Origin of the sequence: Hymenobacter nivis, assembly GCF_006439025.1 — a bacterium.
Taxonomy (GTDB): Bacteria; Bacteroidota; Bacteroidia; order Cytophagales; family Hymenobacteraceae; genus Hymenobacter; species Hymenobacter nivis_A.
Genome location: NZ_RCYZ01000003.1, coordinates 24,713 through 42,615 on the forward strand (window position 1 = coordinate 24,713; position 17,903 = coordinate 42,615).

The 17,903-nt window shown below is 66.3% G+C and carries 11 protein-coding genes; 9 read left to right on the forward strand and 2 right to left on the reverse strand.

Going from position 1 to position 17,903, the window contains the following annotated elements; genetic code table 11:
- The first annotated feature begins 15 nt into the window (after positions 1 to 15).
- The 3 genes from EAH73_RS08045 (at position 16) to EAH73_RS08055 (ending at position 4,458) form a co-directional block, all read left to right on the forward strand.
- Positions 16 to 2,280 carry a xanthine dehydrogenase family protein molybdopterin-binding subunit gene (locus EAH73_RS08045; RefSeq protein ID WP_140465987.1) on the forward strand — a complete coding sequence of 755 codons (2,265 nt, stop codon included), beginning with the start codon at positions 16 to 18 and terminating at the stop codon, positions 2,278 to 2,280.
- 567 nt (positions 2,281 to 2,847) lie between these two features.
- Positions 2,848 to 3,204 (forward strand): hypothetical protein, encoded by a 357-nt coding sequence (locus EAH73_RS08050; protein ID WP_140465988.1) that lies wholly within the window; start codon positions 2,848 to 2,850, stop codon positions 3,202 to 3,204.
- A 507-nt stretch (positions 3,205 to 3,711) separates the two neighbouring features.
- The gene (locus EAH73_RS08055; RefSeq protein ID WP_161599478.1) at positions 3,712 to 4,458 is read left to right on the forward strand and encodes a porin family protein; all 747 of its coding nucleotides are present in this window, start codon (positions 3,712 to 3,714) and stop codon (positions 4,456 to 4,458) included.
- Between the two features lie 180 nt (positions 4,459 to 4,638).
- On the opposite strand, the gene EAH73_RS08060 is transcribed toward EAH73_RS08055, so the two are convergent.
- Both EAH73_RS08060 and EAH73_RS08065 read right to left on the reverse strand, forming a co-directional pair.
- On the reverse strand, positions 4,639 to 7,026 hold the full coding sequence (locus EAH73_RS08060; RefSeq protein ID WP_140465990.1) for a GH92 family glycosyl hydrolase: 2,388 nt from the start codon (positions 7,024 to 7,026) through the stop codon (positions 4,639 to 4,641).
- Between the two features lie 81 nt (positions 7,027 to 7,107).
- Positions 7,108 to 7,956, reverse strand: coding sequence for an N-acetylglucosamine kinase (locus EAH73_RS08065; RefSeq protein ID WP_140465991.1), 849 nt, complete (start codon positions 7,954 to 7,956; stop codon positions 7,108 to 7,110).
- 224 nt (positions 7,957 to 8,180) lie between these two features.
- Here EAH73_RS08065 and EAH73_RS08070 point away from each other — a divergent pair, with 224 nt between their 5' ends.
- From EAH73_RS08070 to EAH73_RS08095, 6 genes are all read left to right on the forward strand, one after another.
- Positions 8,181 to 9,956 carry a class I mannose-6-phosphate isomerase gene (locus EAH73_RS08070; RefSeq protein WP_140465992.1) on the forward strand — a complete coding sequence of 592 codons (1,776 nt, stop codon included), beginning with the start codon at positions 8,181 to 8,183 and terminating at the stop codon, positions 9,954 to 9,956.
- A 41-nt stretch (positions 9,957 to 9,997) separates the two neighbouring features.
- Positions 9,998 to 10,798: a DeoR/GlpR family DNA-binding transcription regulator gene (locus EAH73_RS08075; protein ID WP_140465993.1), complete on the forward strand. Its 801-nt coding sequence runs from the start codon at positions 9,998 to 10,000 to the stop codon at positions 10,796 to 10,798.
- Positions 10,799 to 11,007: 209 nt separating this feature from the next.
- The gene (locus EAH73_RS08080) at positions 11,008 to 12,405 is read left to right on the forward strand and encodes a sugar porter family MFS transporter (protein ID WP_140465994.1); all 1,398 of its coding nucleotides are present in this window, start codon (positions 11,008 to 11,010) and stop codon (positions 12,403 to 12,405) included.
- Between the two features lie 135 nt (positions 12,406 to 12,540).
- On the forward strand, positions 12,541 to 13,131 hold the full coding sequence (locus EAH73_RS08085; RefSeq protein ID WP_140465995.1) for an RNA polymerase sigma factor: 591 nt from the start codon (positions 12,541 to 12,543) through the stop codon (positions 13,129 to 13,131).
- Positions 13,132 to 13,251: 120 nt separating this feature from the next.
- A complete protein-coding gene (locus EAH73_RS08090) occupies positions 13,252 to 14,307 on the forward strand; it encodes a FecR family protein (RefSeq protein ID WP_140465996.1) in 1,056 nt (351 codons plus the stop codon).
- A gap of 66 nt (positions 14,308 to 14,373) precedes the next feature.
- Positions 14,374 to 17,886, forward strand: a complete 3,513-nt coding sequence (locus EAH73_RS08095) for a SusC/RagA family TonB-linked outer membrane protein (protein WP_140465997.1) — start codon at positions 14,374 to 14,376, stop codon at positions 17,884 to 17,886.
- Positions 17,887 to 17,903 lie beyond the last annotated feature (17 nt).

The following is a 17,903-nucleotide window of genomic DNA, read 5'->3' on the forward strand; positions in this document are numbered from 1 at the left end:
CTAGCAAATAGTCTTATGCTAACCGAAGCTACTGGGCAACCGCTCGACCGCGTAGATGGCCGCCTCAAGGTGATGGGTGGCGCGCGCTACACCGCTGAGTGGGACCTGCCGGGCCTCGCCTACGGCGCGCTCGCCACGAGTGCTATTGCCCGCGGCAAGGTGCGCGCTATTGACGTCAAAGCCGCGCAGCAGGCCCCCGGCGTGCTGGCGGTGCTCACCTACCTCAACGCCCCGCGCCTCCAACCCATGCCCGACAAGGTGGGCGGCTCGCTGTTTCGCGGCGAGGGCGGCATCACCGAAACGCTGCAACCACTGCAAGACGCCGCCATCGCGTACGCGGGCCAGCCGCTGGCCGTGGTGGTGGCCGACACCCACGAGCACGCCCGCTACGCCGCCACGCTGGTGCGCATCACCTACGACGAAGCCAAGCCCGAGCTGGACCGCGCCACCGCCAGCCGCCAAACCCTGCCCGAGGCCTTCACGGGCAGCAAGGAGGAGCCGCTGCAAGTGACCGTGGGCGACCCGAAGGCCGCGCTGGCCGCCGCCCCGGTGAAGCTGGAGCGGGTGTACGAGTCGGCCATCACGCACCACAACCCCATTGAGCAGCTCGCCACCATCGCGCGCTGGGAGAAGCGCAACGGGGCGGACTACCTGACGGTGTACGACACCACCCGCGGCGTCGATACGCTGCAAGAAGTTTTCGCCGCGTCGCTGAATTTGCCCAAGGAGAACGTGCACATCATCTGCCCGTTTATTGGTGGGGCATTTGGGTCGAAAGGCTGGCTCTACGCCCCGGCGCTATTGACCGCGATGGCGGCCCGCGTGGTGGGCCGGCCGGTCAAGATCGAGCTGCGGCGGCAGGACATGTTCAGCACGGCGGGCCAGCGCGGCGCCACCCGCCAAACCCTGTCCCTAGGTGCCACGCGCGACGGCAAGCTCACCGCTTTGCAGCATGATACGCAGGCCCAAAGCTCGATGGTGAGCGGCTACACCGAGCCCTGTGCCCGGGTATCGCGCATGATGTACGCCGTGCCCAACCTCGGCTTTGCGCACCACCTCTCGCACCTCAACCTGCCCTCGCCCTGCCCCATGCGCGGCCCCGGCGAAACCGTAGGTGGTTGGGCCCTGGAGTGCGCCATCGACGAACTGGCCACCGAGCTCAACCTCGACCCCGTGGAGCTGCGCCTGCGCAACTACGCCGACAAAAACCCCGAAACCGGCAAGCCTTTCAGCAGCAAGCACCTGCGCGAGTGCTACGCTCGCGGCCAGGAGCTCATCGGCTGGAAGGCCCGCAACCCCAAGCCCCGCTCAATGCGCGAGGGCAACAGCCTCATCGGCTACGGCATGGCTACCACCATGTACCCCGCCGCCCGCCGCGAAGCTTCGGCCCGCACCACCCTCTTCGCCGATGGCCGCGCTCTGGTGCAAAGCGCCACCCACGAACTGGGCAACGGCGCCTACACCATCTTCCGCCAAATCAGCGCCGACGCGCTGGCCCTGCCCGTTGAAAATGTGCGGTTTGAGCTCGGCGATTCGGCGTTGCCGAAGGCGCCCACCACGGGCGGCTCGGCCACCACCGCCACCATCGGCCCCGCGGCCACGGCGGCGTGCCAGGAGGCCCTGAGCGCTCTTAAACAAATAGCTATTCGCGATGCGAAATCGCCGCTCTTTGGCGCTACTGAAGACGCTATCGAAGCCCGCGACGGCCGCCTAGTGCGCAAGGCCAACGCCGCCCAGGGCGAAACCTACGCCGCCATTTTGCAGCGCGCCAAGCTGCCCTCCATCAGCGCCGAGGGCACGGCCAAGCCGGGCGACGAGCGTGAGCAGTTCTCGTTCTACTCGTTCGGGGCGGTGTTTGCCAAGGTGCGCGTGGACGAGGCCAGCGGCTCGGTGCGGGTGGCGCAGTTGTGCGCCGTGTACGACGTGGGTAAGCTAATGAATCCTCAAACGGCGCACTCGCAATTCATCGGCGGCATGGCTATGGGCCTGGGCGCCGCCCTCATGGAAGCCACTCACTACGACGCCCGCAACGGCCGCGCCGTGGTGCGCAACCTAGCCGATTACCACGTGCCCAGCATGGCCGACACGCCCGACATCATCGCAGAGGCGCTCAACATCCCCGATCCGCACATCAGCGCGCTGGGGGCCCGCGGCATCGGCGAGATTGGCTGCGTCGGTACGCCCGCGGCCATCACCAACGCCGTGTTCCACGCCACGGGACAGCGGCTACGCTCGTTGCCCCTCACCCCCGACAAGCTGCTTAAGGCCCTGGCCAGCTAGCGGCGCGTTACATGGCCCCAAGACGCGGGGCGGCACCAAGCGGGGGAAGAAAAATAAGGCTTTTGCTTACGGGAAGCGGTGCAATCCTGGGCCTCCCTCGCGGCGCTACCTTGCGCCCCCTCCCGCTTGTTACGCTTTAGTCCATTCTGCCCATACTTGCCGCGCCCCGCTTCTGGCCGTTGTTAAACGCCAGCGCTTTGCGGTTGCCCCTTCCCCTGCAGGGGACCGCGCAACCGCAGCCCGCGCTTACCCCCAACTCGGGGTTTCCCTGGGCACCTACGGCGCGGCGTTTGACACGCTGACGGTTGGCTGCTTGTTCGCGGAACTGTGCTACGACGCGCTGGCCCAGGCGCTGGTGCGGCTACGCAGCTTCAGCAGCGCAGCACCGCTGGAAGACTACGCTGCGTATAGGCGGTTGCTAACGGACGCGTGACTGGCTTGGCCGTGCACAGGCCCGACGGGGTTGAAAAATTAGTGTTTTCCCGCTGTGCGGATGGACTACTTACACTGACTACTTACCGTATACTCAGGTAGCAATTGTGCTCCTACCCTTTCCTTTTCATTTCCATGCGGCCTTCTCATTTCTTTTTACCCCTAGCGGCTTTGCTGCTGGGTGGCCTATCCCTTAGCAGTTGCGGTGGCAGCGAAAACAGCACGAGTACCCCGACCAGTACGCTGGGCGTTGAATCGAATGCGGGCAAAGTAGGTGGCCTGGCCGACTCGACCGCGGGCGGTGCGATGGGCGTGCCCACCGGCGGCACGGGAAATGCCAGCATGGACGGCACGGACACCGGCAATAGCATGAACGGCGGTGGCACCGGCAGCAGCGGCACCTCCAACACCGGTGCTACGATGGGCAACAGCCCCGCGGGTACCTCCACCACAGGCAGCACCGGGGCGAGTAAGAGTACTGGCGCGAACTAAGCCGCGCCACGCCGACCACCTCACATACTACGACCACCCCGGTCTCAGAAAAGGCGTGGCTCACCGAAGCTGAGCTGCTGGCGCTGACCACCGCCCCACTCCCGCCCCAGCAGCACCTGGCCCGCACCACTTAATTCATTTGGTACTACCTCCACGGCTCGCACATCGGCGTGGTGCTGCGGCTCAAGTGGTGCCAGCGCACCCACAGTAAAACCCGGGTACAACCCTAGTAAAACATCGTCGTGCCACCAACGCCCCATCGGCGGCCGGTGCATCGACGAAGCTCACGCCACGCATCAGACGGTGGGTTCTGGCAGGACCGATTGAATCACGCCCTCCCTTACGGACTAATAAAAAGGCCCTCGCATTACTGCAAGGGCCTTTTTTATTTCCATGGCTAGCTTTCATGCGGCCAGGCGCCGTCCTTCGCCCCCGCACTGGCAGCTACACAAGCCGCGGCGGCAGCACTGCGGCGGGCCGGGGCCCCAGCTTACATTTCCCCTCCCTATGAAACAAATTTTTATCTCGTTGCTAGCCGCCAGCGGCCTGGCTTTAGCTACCTCCCAAGCCCAGGCGCAAACCACCTTCGGCATCGGCCCAAAAATAGGCTACACCCTCTCGTCGGCCAGCTTCACCGTTGCCGATTATCCAGATTACTTTTCCACCCCTAGCACGTACGGAAGCGGCTTCGAAGCCGGCGTGGTAGCGCAGGTGGGCTTCGGCAACCATTTTGCGTTGCAGCCAGCGGTGCTCTACACCCGCAAGGCCCCGGGCTACGGCACCTCCTCCTACTACCAGCCCAACAATTACAGCTACAAGCAGGAATACGCCCTGAAGCTCAACTACATTACGGTGCCCGTGAACCTGCTCTACAGCCAGCGCCCGAACGGGCGCGGCGGGCAGGTATTTGTGGGGCCCTACGTGGGCTGGCTGTTGGGCGGCACGTACACCAGTAGCACGGGCTCAGGCCGGGGCACATCGGTTTCGGGCGGTGCCACCTCCTCGGGCGACGTGAAACCTGGCGATACTTACTCAAAAAACAGCACCTATTACATCCGGCAGCTCGACGCCGGCGCGCAAATAGGCGTGGGCTACGGCTTCGCCGCGCTCCAGGTGCAAGCCAGCTTTAGCCTAGGCCTGCACAACATCGGCGCGGCCTACGCCCCTAACGCCGGCAACCCCTACGAGGCACCCGTCATCCGCAACCGGGGCTTCCAAGTATCGGCCGCCTACTTATTCGGCCCCAGGAACTGAGCCGGCGGCCCCAGCAGCAGCCAAGCCGCACGGCAACCGGGGCCGTTGCCTTCCCCGCTGCTTCGCCTGGGGCCCCCAGCTGCCCCGGTGTGGCCCCCCCGGCGAGGCACACAAACCGGGCGGGGAGCACTTTGGAACAGGCCGAAGCCCAGCGGCCGCGGCCAGGGGCCCCTACTCCCATTACTGGGCCGAGGGCGGCGGGGTGCGCGCGCCCCAGGCTTTGTTGGGCTGGGGGCCCATGGTGAACACCAGCCGGCCGCCCCGCATCAGCTCGTCGCGGTAGAGCCAGCAGTTGGCCAGTGGCCGGCCGTTGAACGTGGCGGCCTGCACGTACACGTTGGCCTTGGCGGTGTTTTTGGCCTCGATGACCAGGTTTTTTTGGGCCCCCAGCCGGATGGTGGCCTTGCTGAAAATGGGGCTGCCAAGCTCCACAATGGGCCGCGCATCGGTGAAGCCCTTCACGTCGAACAGGCCCAGGGCGGCCATCACGTACCACGAGCCGAGCTGGCCCTGGTCCTCGTCCTGCCCGTAGCCGTAGCCATGGATGGGCTCGGTGCCGTAGAACTCGTCGCAAATCGCGCGCGTCCACTTCTGGGTGAGCCAGGGCTGGCCGGCGAAGTTGAAGAGCCAGCTGATGTGCAGGTTGGGCTGGTTGCCGTGGTTGTAAATGGCCTTGATGCCCGCAAAGGCGTCAATCTCCTTGCCCCCGCCGAAGCTGTTTTTCGCCGAAGCGGTGAAAATGCTGTCGAGCCGGCTGGTGAACTGGCGCGGGCCGATGGCGGCGATGAGGGCGGCCGGGTTTTGGGGCACAAAGAAGGTGTACTGCACGGCGTTGCCCTCCTGGAAGCCCCGCCACGGCTCGTAGGGGTCGAAATGGTCAACGAAGGTACCGTCGGCCTTTTTGGGCTGCATGAGCTTGTTTTGGGGGTTGAACAGCGCCCGCCAGCCGTTGCTGAGCTTCAGCAGGGCCTTATAATCGGCCGGCTTGCCCAGCGACTTGGCCATTTGGGCGGCGGCAAAGGCGCTGAAGCTGTACTCCAGCGTGTGCGACGCCGCGAAGTAGGACCCCGTGGAGTCGGTTTTGTAGTACACCCCGTTCTGCACCTTGTACTCGTCCTTGAAGGGCACGTAGCCCAGCTGCGCAAAGGCCTTCACGTCCATCTTGCCCGAGCCGAAGGCCCGGTGCTGCCAGTTCAGCTCGTTGGCTTTCACCGCCCGGTAGGCCAGGCCCACGTCGTAGTTGCGGATGCCGGCCTGGTAGGCCCCGGCCACGGCCAGCCCCACAAAGTTGGTACCCACCCCCGACACGTACTCACTGTTGGCCAGGCCGTCGCCGAACCAGCCTTTGTCTTGGTAAACTTGTAGTTGCGTGTTCACAAAGTTGCCGTACCACTCGGGGTAGGCCAGGGCCCAGAGCTGCGTCAGGTTCCAGTAGCCGCCCCAGATGGCGTCGGTGTTCAGGAACTCGGGCCGGGCCTTACCGGGGCCCGCGGCCGGCAGCTGCCCGGCCTGGCCGCCGTGCTTGGGGTAGGCCCCGCTCACGTCGCTGGCAATGCCGCGGCCCAGCAGGGCATGAAACAGGCCGGTGTAGAACTTGACCTTGCTGGCCTCGTCGGGGCCCTCCACGGCCAGCTTGCCCAGCTCGCGCTGCCAGGTGGCCTGCGCCTGGGCCTTGGCCTGGTCAAAGGTCAGCTGGCGCGCCTCGGCCAGCAAGTTGGCTTTCGCGTTGGCCGTGGAGGTGTAGGAAAGGCCAACCTTGATTTCTACCCGGTCCTTGTCCGTGGTGCGGTACGTGAGGAACAGCCCGGCCCCGGGGCCCTTGGCGGCGGTGGTATTTTCCTGCACGCCGCCGGCCCCAAACGCGCCGACGCTGGCCGGTTTTTTACTCAGCTCCCCGTAGAAGTACATGGCCACCCGCCCGCCGGGGTCGTAGGTCTGCACGTATTTGGGCGAAGTGGTGACGAAGCCCGCAAAGTGCGTGGCGTCCAGCATCTGCACGCTGGCGTCGGTTACCTCGCTGCTTTCGCCCTGCTTGTTGCCGATGTCGAGCAGGATGCGCGCTTGGTCGCTTTTTGGGAACGTGTAGCGGTGGAAGCCCACCCGCTTGGTGGCCGTCAGCTCGGCCGTGATGCGGTACTTATCAAGCAATACCTTGTAATAGCCGGGCTCGGCCACCTGGTTTTTGCGGTCGAAGGGCGAGCGGTAGCCGGTGTCCGGGCCGTCCAGTTCGCCGGGCGTCACGCGCAGGGCCCCGGTGGTGGGCATGAAGCTCACGCCGCCCACCTGCCACTCGTGGAAGTGCACGAAGCCCTCGATGGAGTTCTGCCGGGTGTCGTAGCCCACGGCCTCCCAGCCCGAGGCGTTGCCGTAGTGCCCGTTGGTGGAGGGGGCCAGCTTGGCCATGCCGTAGGGCACGGCGGCGGGGGTGTAAAAAAACCAGCGGCTGTGCGCCGTGCCCACGTTGGGCTGCGCGTACCGCAGCACGCCGGGCCCGGTTTGGGCCCCCGCGCCGGGCGCGGCGAGCAGGGCCACCAGCGGCACCAGGCCCCATTTAAACGCTTGCTTCATGTAAATCTGGAAAGAATTAGGAATCAGTGCAGTTGGCAGGCAGGGCCCCCAGGCGGCGCTGAGGGGCCCGTTCTAAACCACTCACCCGGCGTTTTCCAAATGGTAGGCCACCAGGCCCTCAATGGGCGAGCGGATGATGGTGCCCACGGCCATGCCGTGCGCCGCCGCCACCTCGGCCAGGGCTTCGCGGAAGTGGTAGCCCACCGAGCCCACGCAGTTGAAAGTCTGGCTTTGGTAGCCCGGGTACTTGGCGATAATGTGCTGAAAAAACGCCTCGAACGAGTCCTTCACCAGGGCCTGGCAATAGCTCGTGCTGCTGTGGTCGGAGGCAAACTTGGCGAAGCTGGCCACGAAGCGGTTCGGGAAAGGCTGGTTATAGAGCCGGTCGAGAATCTCGTCCCGGTCCAGGCTGTAGGCAGCGCGGAAGGCCGCCTGCAAATCCGCCGGGAGCAGGCCGCGCAGGTAGTCGCGCAGCAGCCGCTTGCCGATGAACGCGCCGCTGCCCTCGTCGCCCAGAAAATAGCCCAGCGAATCCACGTTGTGCGTGATGCGCTGGCCGTCGTAGAGGCACGAGTTAGTGCCTGTGCCCAAGATGGCGGCGAAGCCGGGGCCCCGGCCCAGCAGCGCCCGGGCCGCGGCCAGCAGGTCGTGGCCCACGTGCACGCGGGCCTGCCCAAACACGGCCTGCATGCCATCGGCCACGGTGGCCACCTGGCCCGCCGACACCACGCTGGCCCCGTAGTAGTGCACCTGCGCCACGGCGGGCAGGGCCAGCGCGGCCGGCAGGCTGCGGCGCAGCGAGGCAACGATGCCGGCCGTGCCGATGAACTCGGGGTTGTAGCCCTCGGTGTCGAAAAACGAGCGCGTGCCCTGGGCGTCGACCAGGCACCAGGTGGTTTTGGTCGAGCCGCCGTCTGCAATCAGCATCATATAGAACAAGGGAAATAGGGCCCCGGCCAGCAAAGCCGAGGCCAGCCCGCCCGCACGGGCAATGGTAACCTACTGGCAAAGTAAAGCACACTTTTATATAAAATAAACAACTATTTTGCTCGTTTTATGCCAAAGCAAACATTTAAACTCCAATATTTGCAGTCCCGAGCCCGCTCCGAAGCGGCCACCGCGCCTTTCTGCCACCGCCTTTTTTCCGCCGCCGCATGCGTCCCTCCAGCTACGACCGATTCCCGTTTGTGCCCGTGGCGGCACCGGCCGATGCCTGCCAGGTGGGCTGGCCGGCCATTGCCGGGGCCCTGCGGGCGGCCCTGGCGAGGGCCCCCGCCCCCCCCGGCCAGCCGCAGGTGCTGGCCGTGGAGTGCTACCCCGGCACCGACCTGGCCCTGCTCCGGCGCGAGCTGGTGGGGGCCCTGCCCGCCGCGCAGTGCGTGGTGGCCGACGAGCTGTACCGCTCGCCCGCCGAGGTAGACGCCCTGGTGGCGGGCCCGCTGACCGACGACCCGGTGTTTGGCCGGTTCAACGGCCTGACGGTGGCCGATTTCTTTGACCCGGAGCGGCTGCGCGCTGCGCAGCAGGAGCTGGCCCGGGCCACCGGGCTGGTGGTGGTGCTGGGCACCGGGGCCACGCTGGTCTGCCCCGCCCCCGCCGTGCTGGTGTACGCCGACCTGGCGCGCTGGGAAATTCAGCAGCGCCAGCGCCGGGGCGAAGTGGCCAACCTGGGCAGCGACAACTTCGCCGAAAAAGCCAGCCTGAAGTACAAGCGCGCCTACTTTGTGGACTGGCGGGCCGCCGACCGCCTGAAGAAGCAGGCCCTGCCCCGCGCCGACTTTCTGCTCGACGCCCACGATCCGGCCGCTCCCAAGCTCATCACCGGGGCCGACCTGCGGGCCGGGCTGGCGGCGGCGGCGCGGCGCCCGTTCCGGGTGGTACCGTTTTTCGACCCGGGGCCCTGGGGTGGGCAACTCCTGCGGGAGGTGTGCGGCCTGCCCGACGGCCCGGCCAACTACGCCTGGGGCTTCGACTGCGTGCCCGAGGAGAACTCGCTGCTGCTGGGCTTCGGCGACGTGCGGGTCGAAATCCCGAGCCTCGACCTCGTTTTTGCGCACCCGCGCGAGCTGCTGGGCGAGGCGGTGCACGGCCGCTTCGGCACCGAGTTTCCCATCCGCTTCGACTTCCTCGACACCGTGGGGGGCGGCAACCTGTCGCTGCAAGTGCACCCGCTCACCGAATACGCGCAGGACCAGTTCGGCCTGGCCTACACCCAGGACGAAAGCTACTACCTGCTGGCCGCCGAGCCGGGGGCCACGGTGCACCTGGGCCTGAAGGAAGGCGTTGACTACCAGGCCATGCTGGGCGATTTGGCACGGGCCCAGGATGACCCGGCGGCACCGTTTCCGGCGGCCGCGTACATCAACGAGTTTCCGGCGCGACAGCACGACCATTTTCTGATTCCGGCCGGCACCGTGCACTGCGCGGGGGCGGGCAGCCTGGTGCTGGAGATTTCGGCCACGCCCTACATTTTCACCTTCAAGCTCTGGGACTGGGCCCGCCTGGGCCTCGACGGCCGGCCCCGCCCCATCCACCTGGCCCACGGCGCCGCCAATATCCAGCCCGACCGGACCACGGCCTGGGTGGCGGCCCACCTCGTCAACCGCTTCGAGCCCCTGGCCAGCGGCGCGGACTGGCGCGAGGAGCGCACCGGCCTGCACGAGCGCGAATTCATCGAGACGCGCCGCCACTGGTTCCGGGGCCCCGTACCGCACGACACCCGCGGCGGCGTGAACGTGCTCAACCTGGTGCAGGGCGCCGAGGCCGTAGTGGAAAGCCCCACCGGGGCCTTCGCGCCGTTCGTGGTGCACTACGCCGAAACGTTCATCGTGCCGGCGGCCGTGGGGCCCTACACCATCCGGCCCCACGGCCCGGCCGCTGGCACCGAGTGCGCCACCATGAAGGCCTTTGTGCGCACATTCAGCTCGTAGCCCGCCGAGGGTTTTGCCCTAGCTTCTAATTAATTACGCCTATGTCCGACCTAATAGCTTCTGAAAACGCCGCCGCAGTGCGCGCCCAAACCATCGTCGAAAAGCTGCTGCACACCGGCACCGTGGCCGTGGATGAGCTGGCCGCGCAGTTCGGCGTGTCGGTGGCCACGGTGCGGCGCGACCTGGTGGAGCTGGAGCACCGGGGCCGGTTGCGGCGCACCCACGGCGGGGCCGTGCCCATCGAGCCGCTGCTCTACGAGCCGTTTCGCTACAACTCCAGCTTCCACGAGCAAATTGACCGCAACCTGGCCGAGAAGCGCCGCATCGGGCTGGCGGCGGCGGCCCTCATCGAGCCGGGCGAAACCATTTCGCTCACGGCCGGCACCACCACTACGCAGGTCACGCGCAGCCTGCGGCCGGGGGCTAACGTCACGGTGGTCACCAACACCGTGAACGTGGCCATGGAGCTGAGCCAGCGCGCCGACGTGCGGGTGTTCGTGACGGGGGGCTTCCTCACCGGCGGCTGGTTTTCGCTGGTGGGGCCCGCCACGGCGCAGGCCCTGGGCCAATTCTTTGTAGATAAGGTTTTTATCGGTGTCAACGGCATCGATGCGCAGCGGGGCCTCACCTCGTTGCATCCAGAGGAAGCCGCCGTTATTCAGGCCATGCTGCGCCAGGCCAAGCGCCGCATCGTGGTGGCCGACCACAGCAAGCTCGGCGTAGTGGCCACCTCACTCATCTGCCCCACGGCGGAAATCCACCAGCTCATCACCGACGCCGGCGCCACCGAGGCGCAAGTAGCGCCCTTTCGCCAGCTCGGCATCGAGGTGCTATTAGTGTGAGGCAAAATACTGATTATCAAACCAATATTTTCGGTAGTAGTCTAAAACAGAGTGGTCCGGCGACTTTTTCAGTCGTCGGACCACTCTGACTAAAAAACAGGGGCCCCGGGGCATCGCAAGAGTGGCCCGACGACTGAAAAAGCCGCCGGACTACCCCGTTCCAGACCGCCGCTATCCTTTCCGTTCAGCCTACCCCATTCCCACTCGCCATGCGCTCTCCCAACGCTCCCGGTTCTGCACTCCGCGACTCCGCTACGGGGCCCCCGGCCCCCGTGGCCGGTCCGGCCCACGGCGCGGGCTACGTGTACCTGGTGGGGGCCGTGGCGGCGCTGGGCGGGCTGCTCTTCGGCTTCGATACGGCCATCATCAACGGGGCCCTGGTGTTTTTGAAGAAGGACTTTGGCCTGAGCGACGCGCAGACCGAGCTGGCGGCCAGCAGCATCCTGTTCGGGGCGGTGGTTGGGGCGGCGCTGGCCGGCTGGCTCACCGACCGCTACGGGCGGCGGCGGCTGTTGTTTGGGGCGGCGGCGCTGTTCACCGCGTCGGCGCTGGCGGCGGCGGTGCCGCGCACGCTGGCCGAGTTTGTGGCGGCGCGGCTGGCGGGCGGGCTGGCCATCGGGGTGGCCTCGCTGCTGGTGCCGCTGTACCTGGCCGAAATTGCCCCGGCCCGCATCCGCGGGCGGCTCGTCACGCTCAATCAGCTGGCCATCGTGTCGGGCATTTTGCTGGCCTACCTCACCAGCTACTACCTGGCCGGCGGGGGCCCCGGGGCCTGGCGCTGGATGTTTGCGGCCGCCGCCGTGCCGTCGCTGCTGTTTCTGCTGGCGCTGGTGCTGGTGCCCGAAAGCCCGCGCTGGCTGCTGGGCCGGGGCCGGGCCCCCGAGGCCCTGCGCACCCTCACCCGCCTCAACGGGCCGGCGGCGGCGGCCACCGAAGCCGCCGAGATTCAGGAGGCGCTGGCCGCCGAGCAGGGCCAGGAGGCGCGCCTGAGCCAGCCGCGCCTGCGCCGGCCGCTGGGCATTGCGGTGGCGCTGGCCGTACTCCAGCAAATCACGGGCATCAACACCATTCTCTACTACGGCTCCATCATCTTCACCGAGCACAGCGGGCAGAGCGCGGCGTCCGCCATCGGGGCCAACGCCCTGATTGGGGGCATCAACTTCGCCGGCACCGTGGTGGCGCTGCTCATCATCGACAAAGTGGGGCGCAAGCCGCTGCTGCTCTTCGCCTCGGGCGGCATGGCGCTGGCGCTGGGGGCCCTGGTGGTGGCCCTGCACCAGCACGCCCCGGGGCCCTGGCTGTTGGGCCTCATCATGGGGTACGTGGCGTGCTTCGCGGTGGGGCTGGGGCCAGGCGTGTGGGTGGTCATCACCGAGATTTTCCCGAACGCCGTGCGCGGCCGGGCGGCCTCGCTGGCCACGGTGGCCCTGTGGGTGGCGTGCACCCTTATCTCGTTCACGTTCTTGTCGTTGGTGAGGGCGGCGGGGCTGGCCGGAGCGTTTGGTTTGTACGCGGTGCTCTCGGCGCTCACCTTCGGGTTTGTGTGGTGGGCGGTGCCCGAAACCAAGGGGCGCACGCTGGAAGAAATTGAGCGCGCGTGGCGCTAGGGCCCCGGCAGCGGGGCGAATTGGGGCGGCTTAACAACGCGGTTTCGCCCACCAAATTGGTTGCCGCTGGCTCCGCCTGGGGCCCCAGGCATTTAATTAGCGGCCCCTAATAAAATCTACTCCGTAATCGGCACCATGCCCTCGCCCGACGCTTCGCTCTGGACTGATTTCTTGGCGGGCGACGAGCGGGCGTACGAACGCCTTTTCCTGACGTTCTACGACGAACTGTACGGCTACGGCATGCGGCTCTCCAACGACGGCGAACTGGTCAAAGACAGCATCCAAAACCTGTTTCAGCGGCTCTGGCAGCGCCGCACCGAGCTGCGCGCCGTGGAGGCCGTGCGGCCATACCTGTTCAAGTCGCTGCGCCACGAGGTGGCCAAGGCCATCAAGGCCCAGCAGCGCCGCAGCTGGCTCCAAAGCAGCTACTCCGAGGAGTTCAAGGTGCAGTACTCGCCCGAAGATTTCATCATCGCCCAGCAGCTCACCGCCGAGCAGCACGCGCGGCTGCTGGGGGCCCTGGGCCAGCTCAGCAACCGCCAGCGCGAGGCCATCTACCTCAAGTTTTTCGACGGCTTTTCGTACGAGCGCATCGCCGAAATAATGGCCCTCAACCAGCAATCCATCCGCAACCTCATCTACCAAGGCACCCAATCGCTGCGGCGCAGCCTCACGCCCGTGCTGCTGCTGGTGCTGCTGCACGGGGGCGAGCGGGTGTGCCAATGAAAAATAAACGACTGAAAAATAGATTGTTGCAATAAACATGCAAAATTTATCACTTTCAGGCGAGTACAAAACCACGCCGCGGAGATGGTAAGGTCATAAACCCGCCTCTCCTGCCCCTGAATGGATTTTACGCACTACTCGGTCGATGATTTTGTGCTCGACGAATCGTTCCAGGCCTTCGTGGCCGGGACCGATGCGGCCGCGGTGCGCTTCTGGCAGGCGTGGCTGGCCGAGCACGCCGGCAAGCAGGCCGAGGCCGACCAAGCGCAGGACTTGGTGCAGGGCCTGCGCTCGGCGCGCCCCTACCCCGTACCCGCCGGCCTGAAGCGGCAGGAGCTGCTGCGCCTGCGGCAGGCGCGGCGCCCCCTGCTGGCCCAGTTCCAGCTGCGCCGCCAGCGGCGGGTGCGGTTCGCGGCCGTCGCCCTGGCAGTGGCCTTGCTGACGGGCGGCTGGTGGCAGTGGGGCCGGCCCGCCGCCGGCGCGGGCCCGATGACGCAGCTCGCCACCGGCCCGGGCCAGCACCGCACCCTGGCCCTGCCCGACGGCTCGGTGGTGGTGCTCAACGGCAATTCAACCTTGATCACCGCGGCCCGCTGGACCGCCGAAACCCCGCGCGAAGTGTGGCTGACGGGCGAAGGCTACTTCCGGGTGGCGCACCTGGCCCCCCGGGGCCGGACGGACATTGCCGGGGCCCCGGCCAACGTCAAGTTTGTGGTGCACGCCGGCGGGCTCACCGTCTCGGTGCTGGGCACCCAGTTTGACGTGAACAGCCGGCCGGCTGGCACCAAAGTGGTGCTCAGCGAAGGCCGCGTGGCCGTGGACCGCCCCGCCTGGCTCACCCGCGAAAACCTGCTGATGCAGCCCGGCGACCTCGTGGAAACGTCGGCCGCCCAGCCGGGCCTGGCCCGGCGGCACGTGCAACCCGCCCTGTACTCGGCCTGGACCGAGGGGCAACTGAAATTTCGGCAAACGCCCGTGCAGGAAATCGTGCAGCTGCTGCGCGACGCCTACAACCTGCGGGTAGAAGTGGCCGACCCGGCCATTCTGCACCAGAAAATTACCGGCGACGTAGCCGCCAGCAACCTCGATTTGCTACTGCCCGCCTTGGCCAAATCCTTGGACATCCAGGTAACGCGCACCGGCGACGTGGTGCGCTTCCAGTCCGAGGCCCGGTAGACCCTCCCTTTTTGTACTTCCAACCCTTCCACACTTCCAACCCTTCCACTTTTCCCAGCCCTTCCCATGGCAAAATTTACTCGACACATGCCCCTGGCGTTGTTATTGAGTGGCTTACCCGGCGGGGCCAGCTTGGCCCAGGGGGCTCTGGCCCTGGCCAATGCGGAGGCCTCGTCCCCGGCCGCCAGCCGGCACCGCGCTACCCGCGGTGCCGTGCAGGCGCCGGCGGGCCAGGTGCCGTTAGAAGACTTCATTCAGGAACTGAAGGTCACGTACAAGGTGACGTTCTTCTACCGCAGCCAGCTTACGGCGGGCAAGTACCTGGCCAAGGCCAGCCCGGCGTTCAAGTCACTGGCCGAAGCCCTGCGCTACGCCACCCTGCACAGCGGGCTCAAGTTTGAGCAGCTGAAGGGGAACATGTACATCATCTCGCCCCAGACCCCGGTGGGCCAGGTGCCGGCCCCGCCCGACACCCTTTCGCTGCTCGCCGCGCAATCGATTCCAACTGCCCCCTCGGCTTTGGAAGCAAACGTCGGCGGCAAAATAATGGCGGCCGATGTGCCCGTGGCCGGCCGCGTGGTGCAAGCCGACGGCGAAGGCTTGCCCGGCGTGACGGTACTGGTGAAAGGCACCCAGCAAGGCCAGACTACCAACGTCAACGGCGAGTTTTCCATCAACGTGCCGGTGGGCAGCACCTTGGTATTCAGCTCGGTGGGCATGGTGAGCCGCGAAGTGGCGGTGACCGCTGCCAACCCGGCCCTGGTGGTGCGGCTCGAAACCGATACCAAGGCCCTGAGCGAAGTGGTGGTGGTGGGCTACGGCACCCAGCAGCGGGCCAGCGTCACGGGGGCCATCAACACCATTGCGGCCCCGGTGCTGGAAAACCGGCCGGTGACCAACGTGGCGCAGGCCCTACAAGGGGCCTCCCCCAACCTCACCATTCAGCAGAACAGCGCCGAGCCGGGCGCCAACCTCAACATCAACATCCGCGGGGTGGGCACGCTCGGCAACGCCTCGCCCCTGGTGATTGTGGACGGCATCGCCGGCTCGCTCAACTCGCTCAACCCCAACGATATTGAGAGCGTGACGGTGCTGAAAGATGCGGCGTCGGCCTCCATCTACGGCTCGCGCGGGGCCAACGGCGTGCTGCTGGTAACGACCAAGAAGGGCAGCCTGAACCAGCGGCCCACGCTGGCCTACAACACGCTGGTGGGGTGGCAGTCGCCCAGCTTTTTGCGCAAGCCGGTGACGGGCCTGGAGTTCATGCAGCTCAAGAACGAGGCCCTGGTGAACTCGGGGCAGAGCCCGCAATTCTCGCCCCAGCAGATGCGCGACTTCGCCACCCAGGGCGACTACCAGTGGTACCTGGACGCGGTGCTGAAAAAGCAGGCCCTGCAGCAAAACCACAACCTGAGCCTGAGCGGCAGCGCCGGCAAAACACGCTACCTGGTGTCGCTGGGCTACGTAGACCAGAACAGCCTGTTCGTGGGCGACAACTACGGCTACAAGCGGCTCAACGCGCGCCTAAACCTCAACACCCAGGTCACGGAGAAGCTGTCGGTGGGGGCCATTTTTTCCTACGCCCACGTCGGCACCCGCGAACACGCCTTTGCCTCGGAGTGGATCATCAGCGACGCCGTGCGCATCCCGGTCATCTACCCGCTGCAAGACGCCAACGGCAACTACGTGACCCCGGCCACCTCGAGCGACAACCCGGTGAACCGCTTGCTGAACGGCGGCTTGCGCACCAACTCCAACGACAACGGCTACGCTAACATCAACGCGGAGTACGAAATCATCAAGGGCCTGAAGCTTAGGGGCCTGGTGGGCGGCGACTTGTGGAGCTACCGTAACAACGAGTTTACGCGCAGCTTGCAGTACGTGACGCCCGACGGCTCGCCCACCTCGGGCGGCGACGGCAACAACTCGGTGCAGGACCGCACCCAGCGCACGGTGCTCACCAACTACCAGGCCACCCTGAACTACGAGCGCACCCTGGCCACCAAGCACGAAGTGAAGGGCCTGCTGGGCTACTCCACCGAGCACTTCGTGGACGACCGGGCCGGCATTCACCTCATCAACGTGCCGGGCAACAACTTCGGCGTCGTCAGCAACGGCACCACCTACAGCGGCATCACCGACCCCAGCGGCGGCTTCCACGCCAACGGCACCTACGGCAACCAGGAGCAGTGGGCCCTGAACTCGGTGTTCGGGCGCCTGAATTACGCCTTCGCCGGCAAGTACTTGCTCGAGGGCAGCTTCCGCTACGACGGCTCGTCGCGCTTCGCGTCCGACAAGCGCTGGGGCTTCTTTCCGTCGGTGTCGGCTGGCTGGCGGCCCCTGGAGGAAAGCTTCACGGGCTTTTTGCAGCCCATTTTTAGCGACCTGAAAGTGCGGGGCTCCCTGGGGCAGCTCGGCAACCAGAACATCGGCCTCTACCGCTACCTGAGCACGATCACCGTGTCGCCGGGGGCCTACACCTTCGGCGAGCAGCCGGTGCCGGGGGCCTACTTTAACACTGCCAACCGCGACATCACCTGGGAAACCTCGACCATGGGCGACGTGGGCGTGGACGCGGCATTCTTTAAGAATGCGCTGTCCGTCAGCTTCGACTACTTCGACAAGCGCACCCACAACATCCTCATCGACCTGCCCGTGGCCGGGGCCTTCGGCGCCGGGGCCCCCACCCAAAACGCGGCCAGCGTCCGCAACCTGGGCTGGGAGCTTTCGGCCACCTACCGGCTGCGCACCGCCCGCGGCTTCAACCAGAGCCTGAGCCTGAACGTGGCCGACACCCGCAACGTGGTGACCGACACCAAGGGCGTGGAGAGCATCCGGGGCGGCGACGCGGCCAACATCATCCGCGAGGGCTTTCCCATCAACTCGTACTACGGCTACCGCACGGCGGGCTTCTTCCAAACGGTGGAGGAAGTGAACGCGGGCCCCACGCCCGCCTTCGTAACGCCCGGCACGGTGCGCCCCGGCGACATCCGCTACGTGGACCGCAACGGCGACGGCATCATCAACCAGGACGACCGCTTCATCCTCGGCAACCCGTTTCCGCGCTACACCTTCGGGGCCACGTATACGGCTGATTACAAAGGCTTCGACCTGGTGGTGTTCGTGCAGGGCGTGGGCAAGCGCAACCTCTACATCCGGGGCGAGGGCGTGGAAGCTTTCCACAACAACTGGGAGAACGTGTACGCCCAGCACCTCGACCGCTGGACGCCCACCAACCCCGACGCGGAGTACCCGCGCCTGACCATCGGCACGGCCTCGACCAACAACAACCAGGGCTCGGACTACTGGCTGCGCGACGGGGCCTACGCCCGCCTCAAAAACGTGCAGCTGGGCTACACCCTGCCCGCCGACTTCAGCAAGAAGATCCGTTTGCAGCAGTTACGGGTGTTCGTGTCGGGACAGGACCTGTTCACCATCAGCCACTTGAAAAAGATTGGGTTTGACCCCGAAATCTCGGAGTTCAGCGAGAGCGTGGGGCTGGGCGGCGGCGGCGGCAGCAGCGGCCGCGTGTACCCGAGCGTGCGCCTGGTCACCCTCGGCCTCAACGTCTCCTTCTAACCCTCCCCCGCACCGCC

Excerpts from the sequence above, each read along its gene's own strand:
- EAH73_RS08095 (WP_140465997.1), top strand. The coding sequence starts at position 14,374 with ATGGCAAAATTTACTCGACACATGCCCCTGGCGTTGTTATTGAGTGGC.
- EAH73_RS08050 (WP_140465988.1), top strand. The coding sequence starts at position 2,848 with ATGCGGCCTTCTCATTTCTTTTTACCCCTAGCGGCTTTGCTGCTGGGT.
- EAH73_RS08085 (WP_140465995.1), top strand. The coding sequence starts at position 12,541 with ATGCCCTCGCCCGACGCTTCGCTCTGGACTGATTTCTTGGCGGGCGAC.
- EAH73_RS08045 (WP_140465987.1), top strand. The coding sequence starts at position 16 with ATGCTAACCGAAGCTACTGGGCAACCGCTCGACCGCGTAGATGGCCGC.
- EAH73_RS08065 (WP_140465991.1), bottom strand. The coding sequence starts at position 7,956 with ATGATGCTGATTGCAGACGGCGGCTCGACCAAAACCACCTGGTGCCTG.
- EAH73_RS08070 (WP_140465992.1), top strand. The coding sequence starts at position 8,181 with ATGCGTCCCTCCAGCTACGACCGATTCCCGTTTGTGCCCGTGGCGGCA.
- EAH73_RS08090 (WP_140465996.1), top strand. The coding sequence starts at position 13,252 with ATGGATTTTACGCACTACTCGGTCGATGATTTTGTGCTCGACGAATCG.
- EAH73_RS08060 (WP_140465990.1), bottom strand. The coding sequence starts at position 7,026 with ATGAAGCAAGCGTTTAAATGGGGCCTGGTGCCGCTGGTGGCCCTGCTC.
- EAH73_RS08055 (WP_161599478.1), top strand. The coding sequence starts at position 3,712 with ATGAAACAAATTTTTATCTCGTTGCTAGCCGCCAGCGGCCTGGCTTTA.
- EAH73_RS08075 (WP_140465993.1), top strand. The coding sequence starts at position 9,998 with ATGTCCGACCTAATAGCTTCTGAAAACGCCGCCGCAGTGCGCGCCCAA.
- EAH73_RS08080 (WP_140465994.1), top strand. The coding sequence starts at position 11,008 with ATGCGCTCTCCCAACGCTCCCGGTTCTGCACTCCGCGACTCCGCTACG.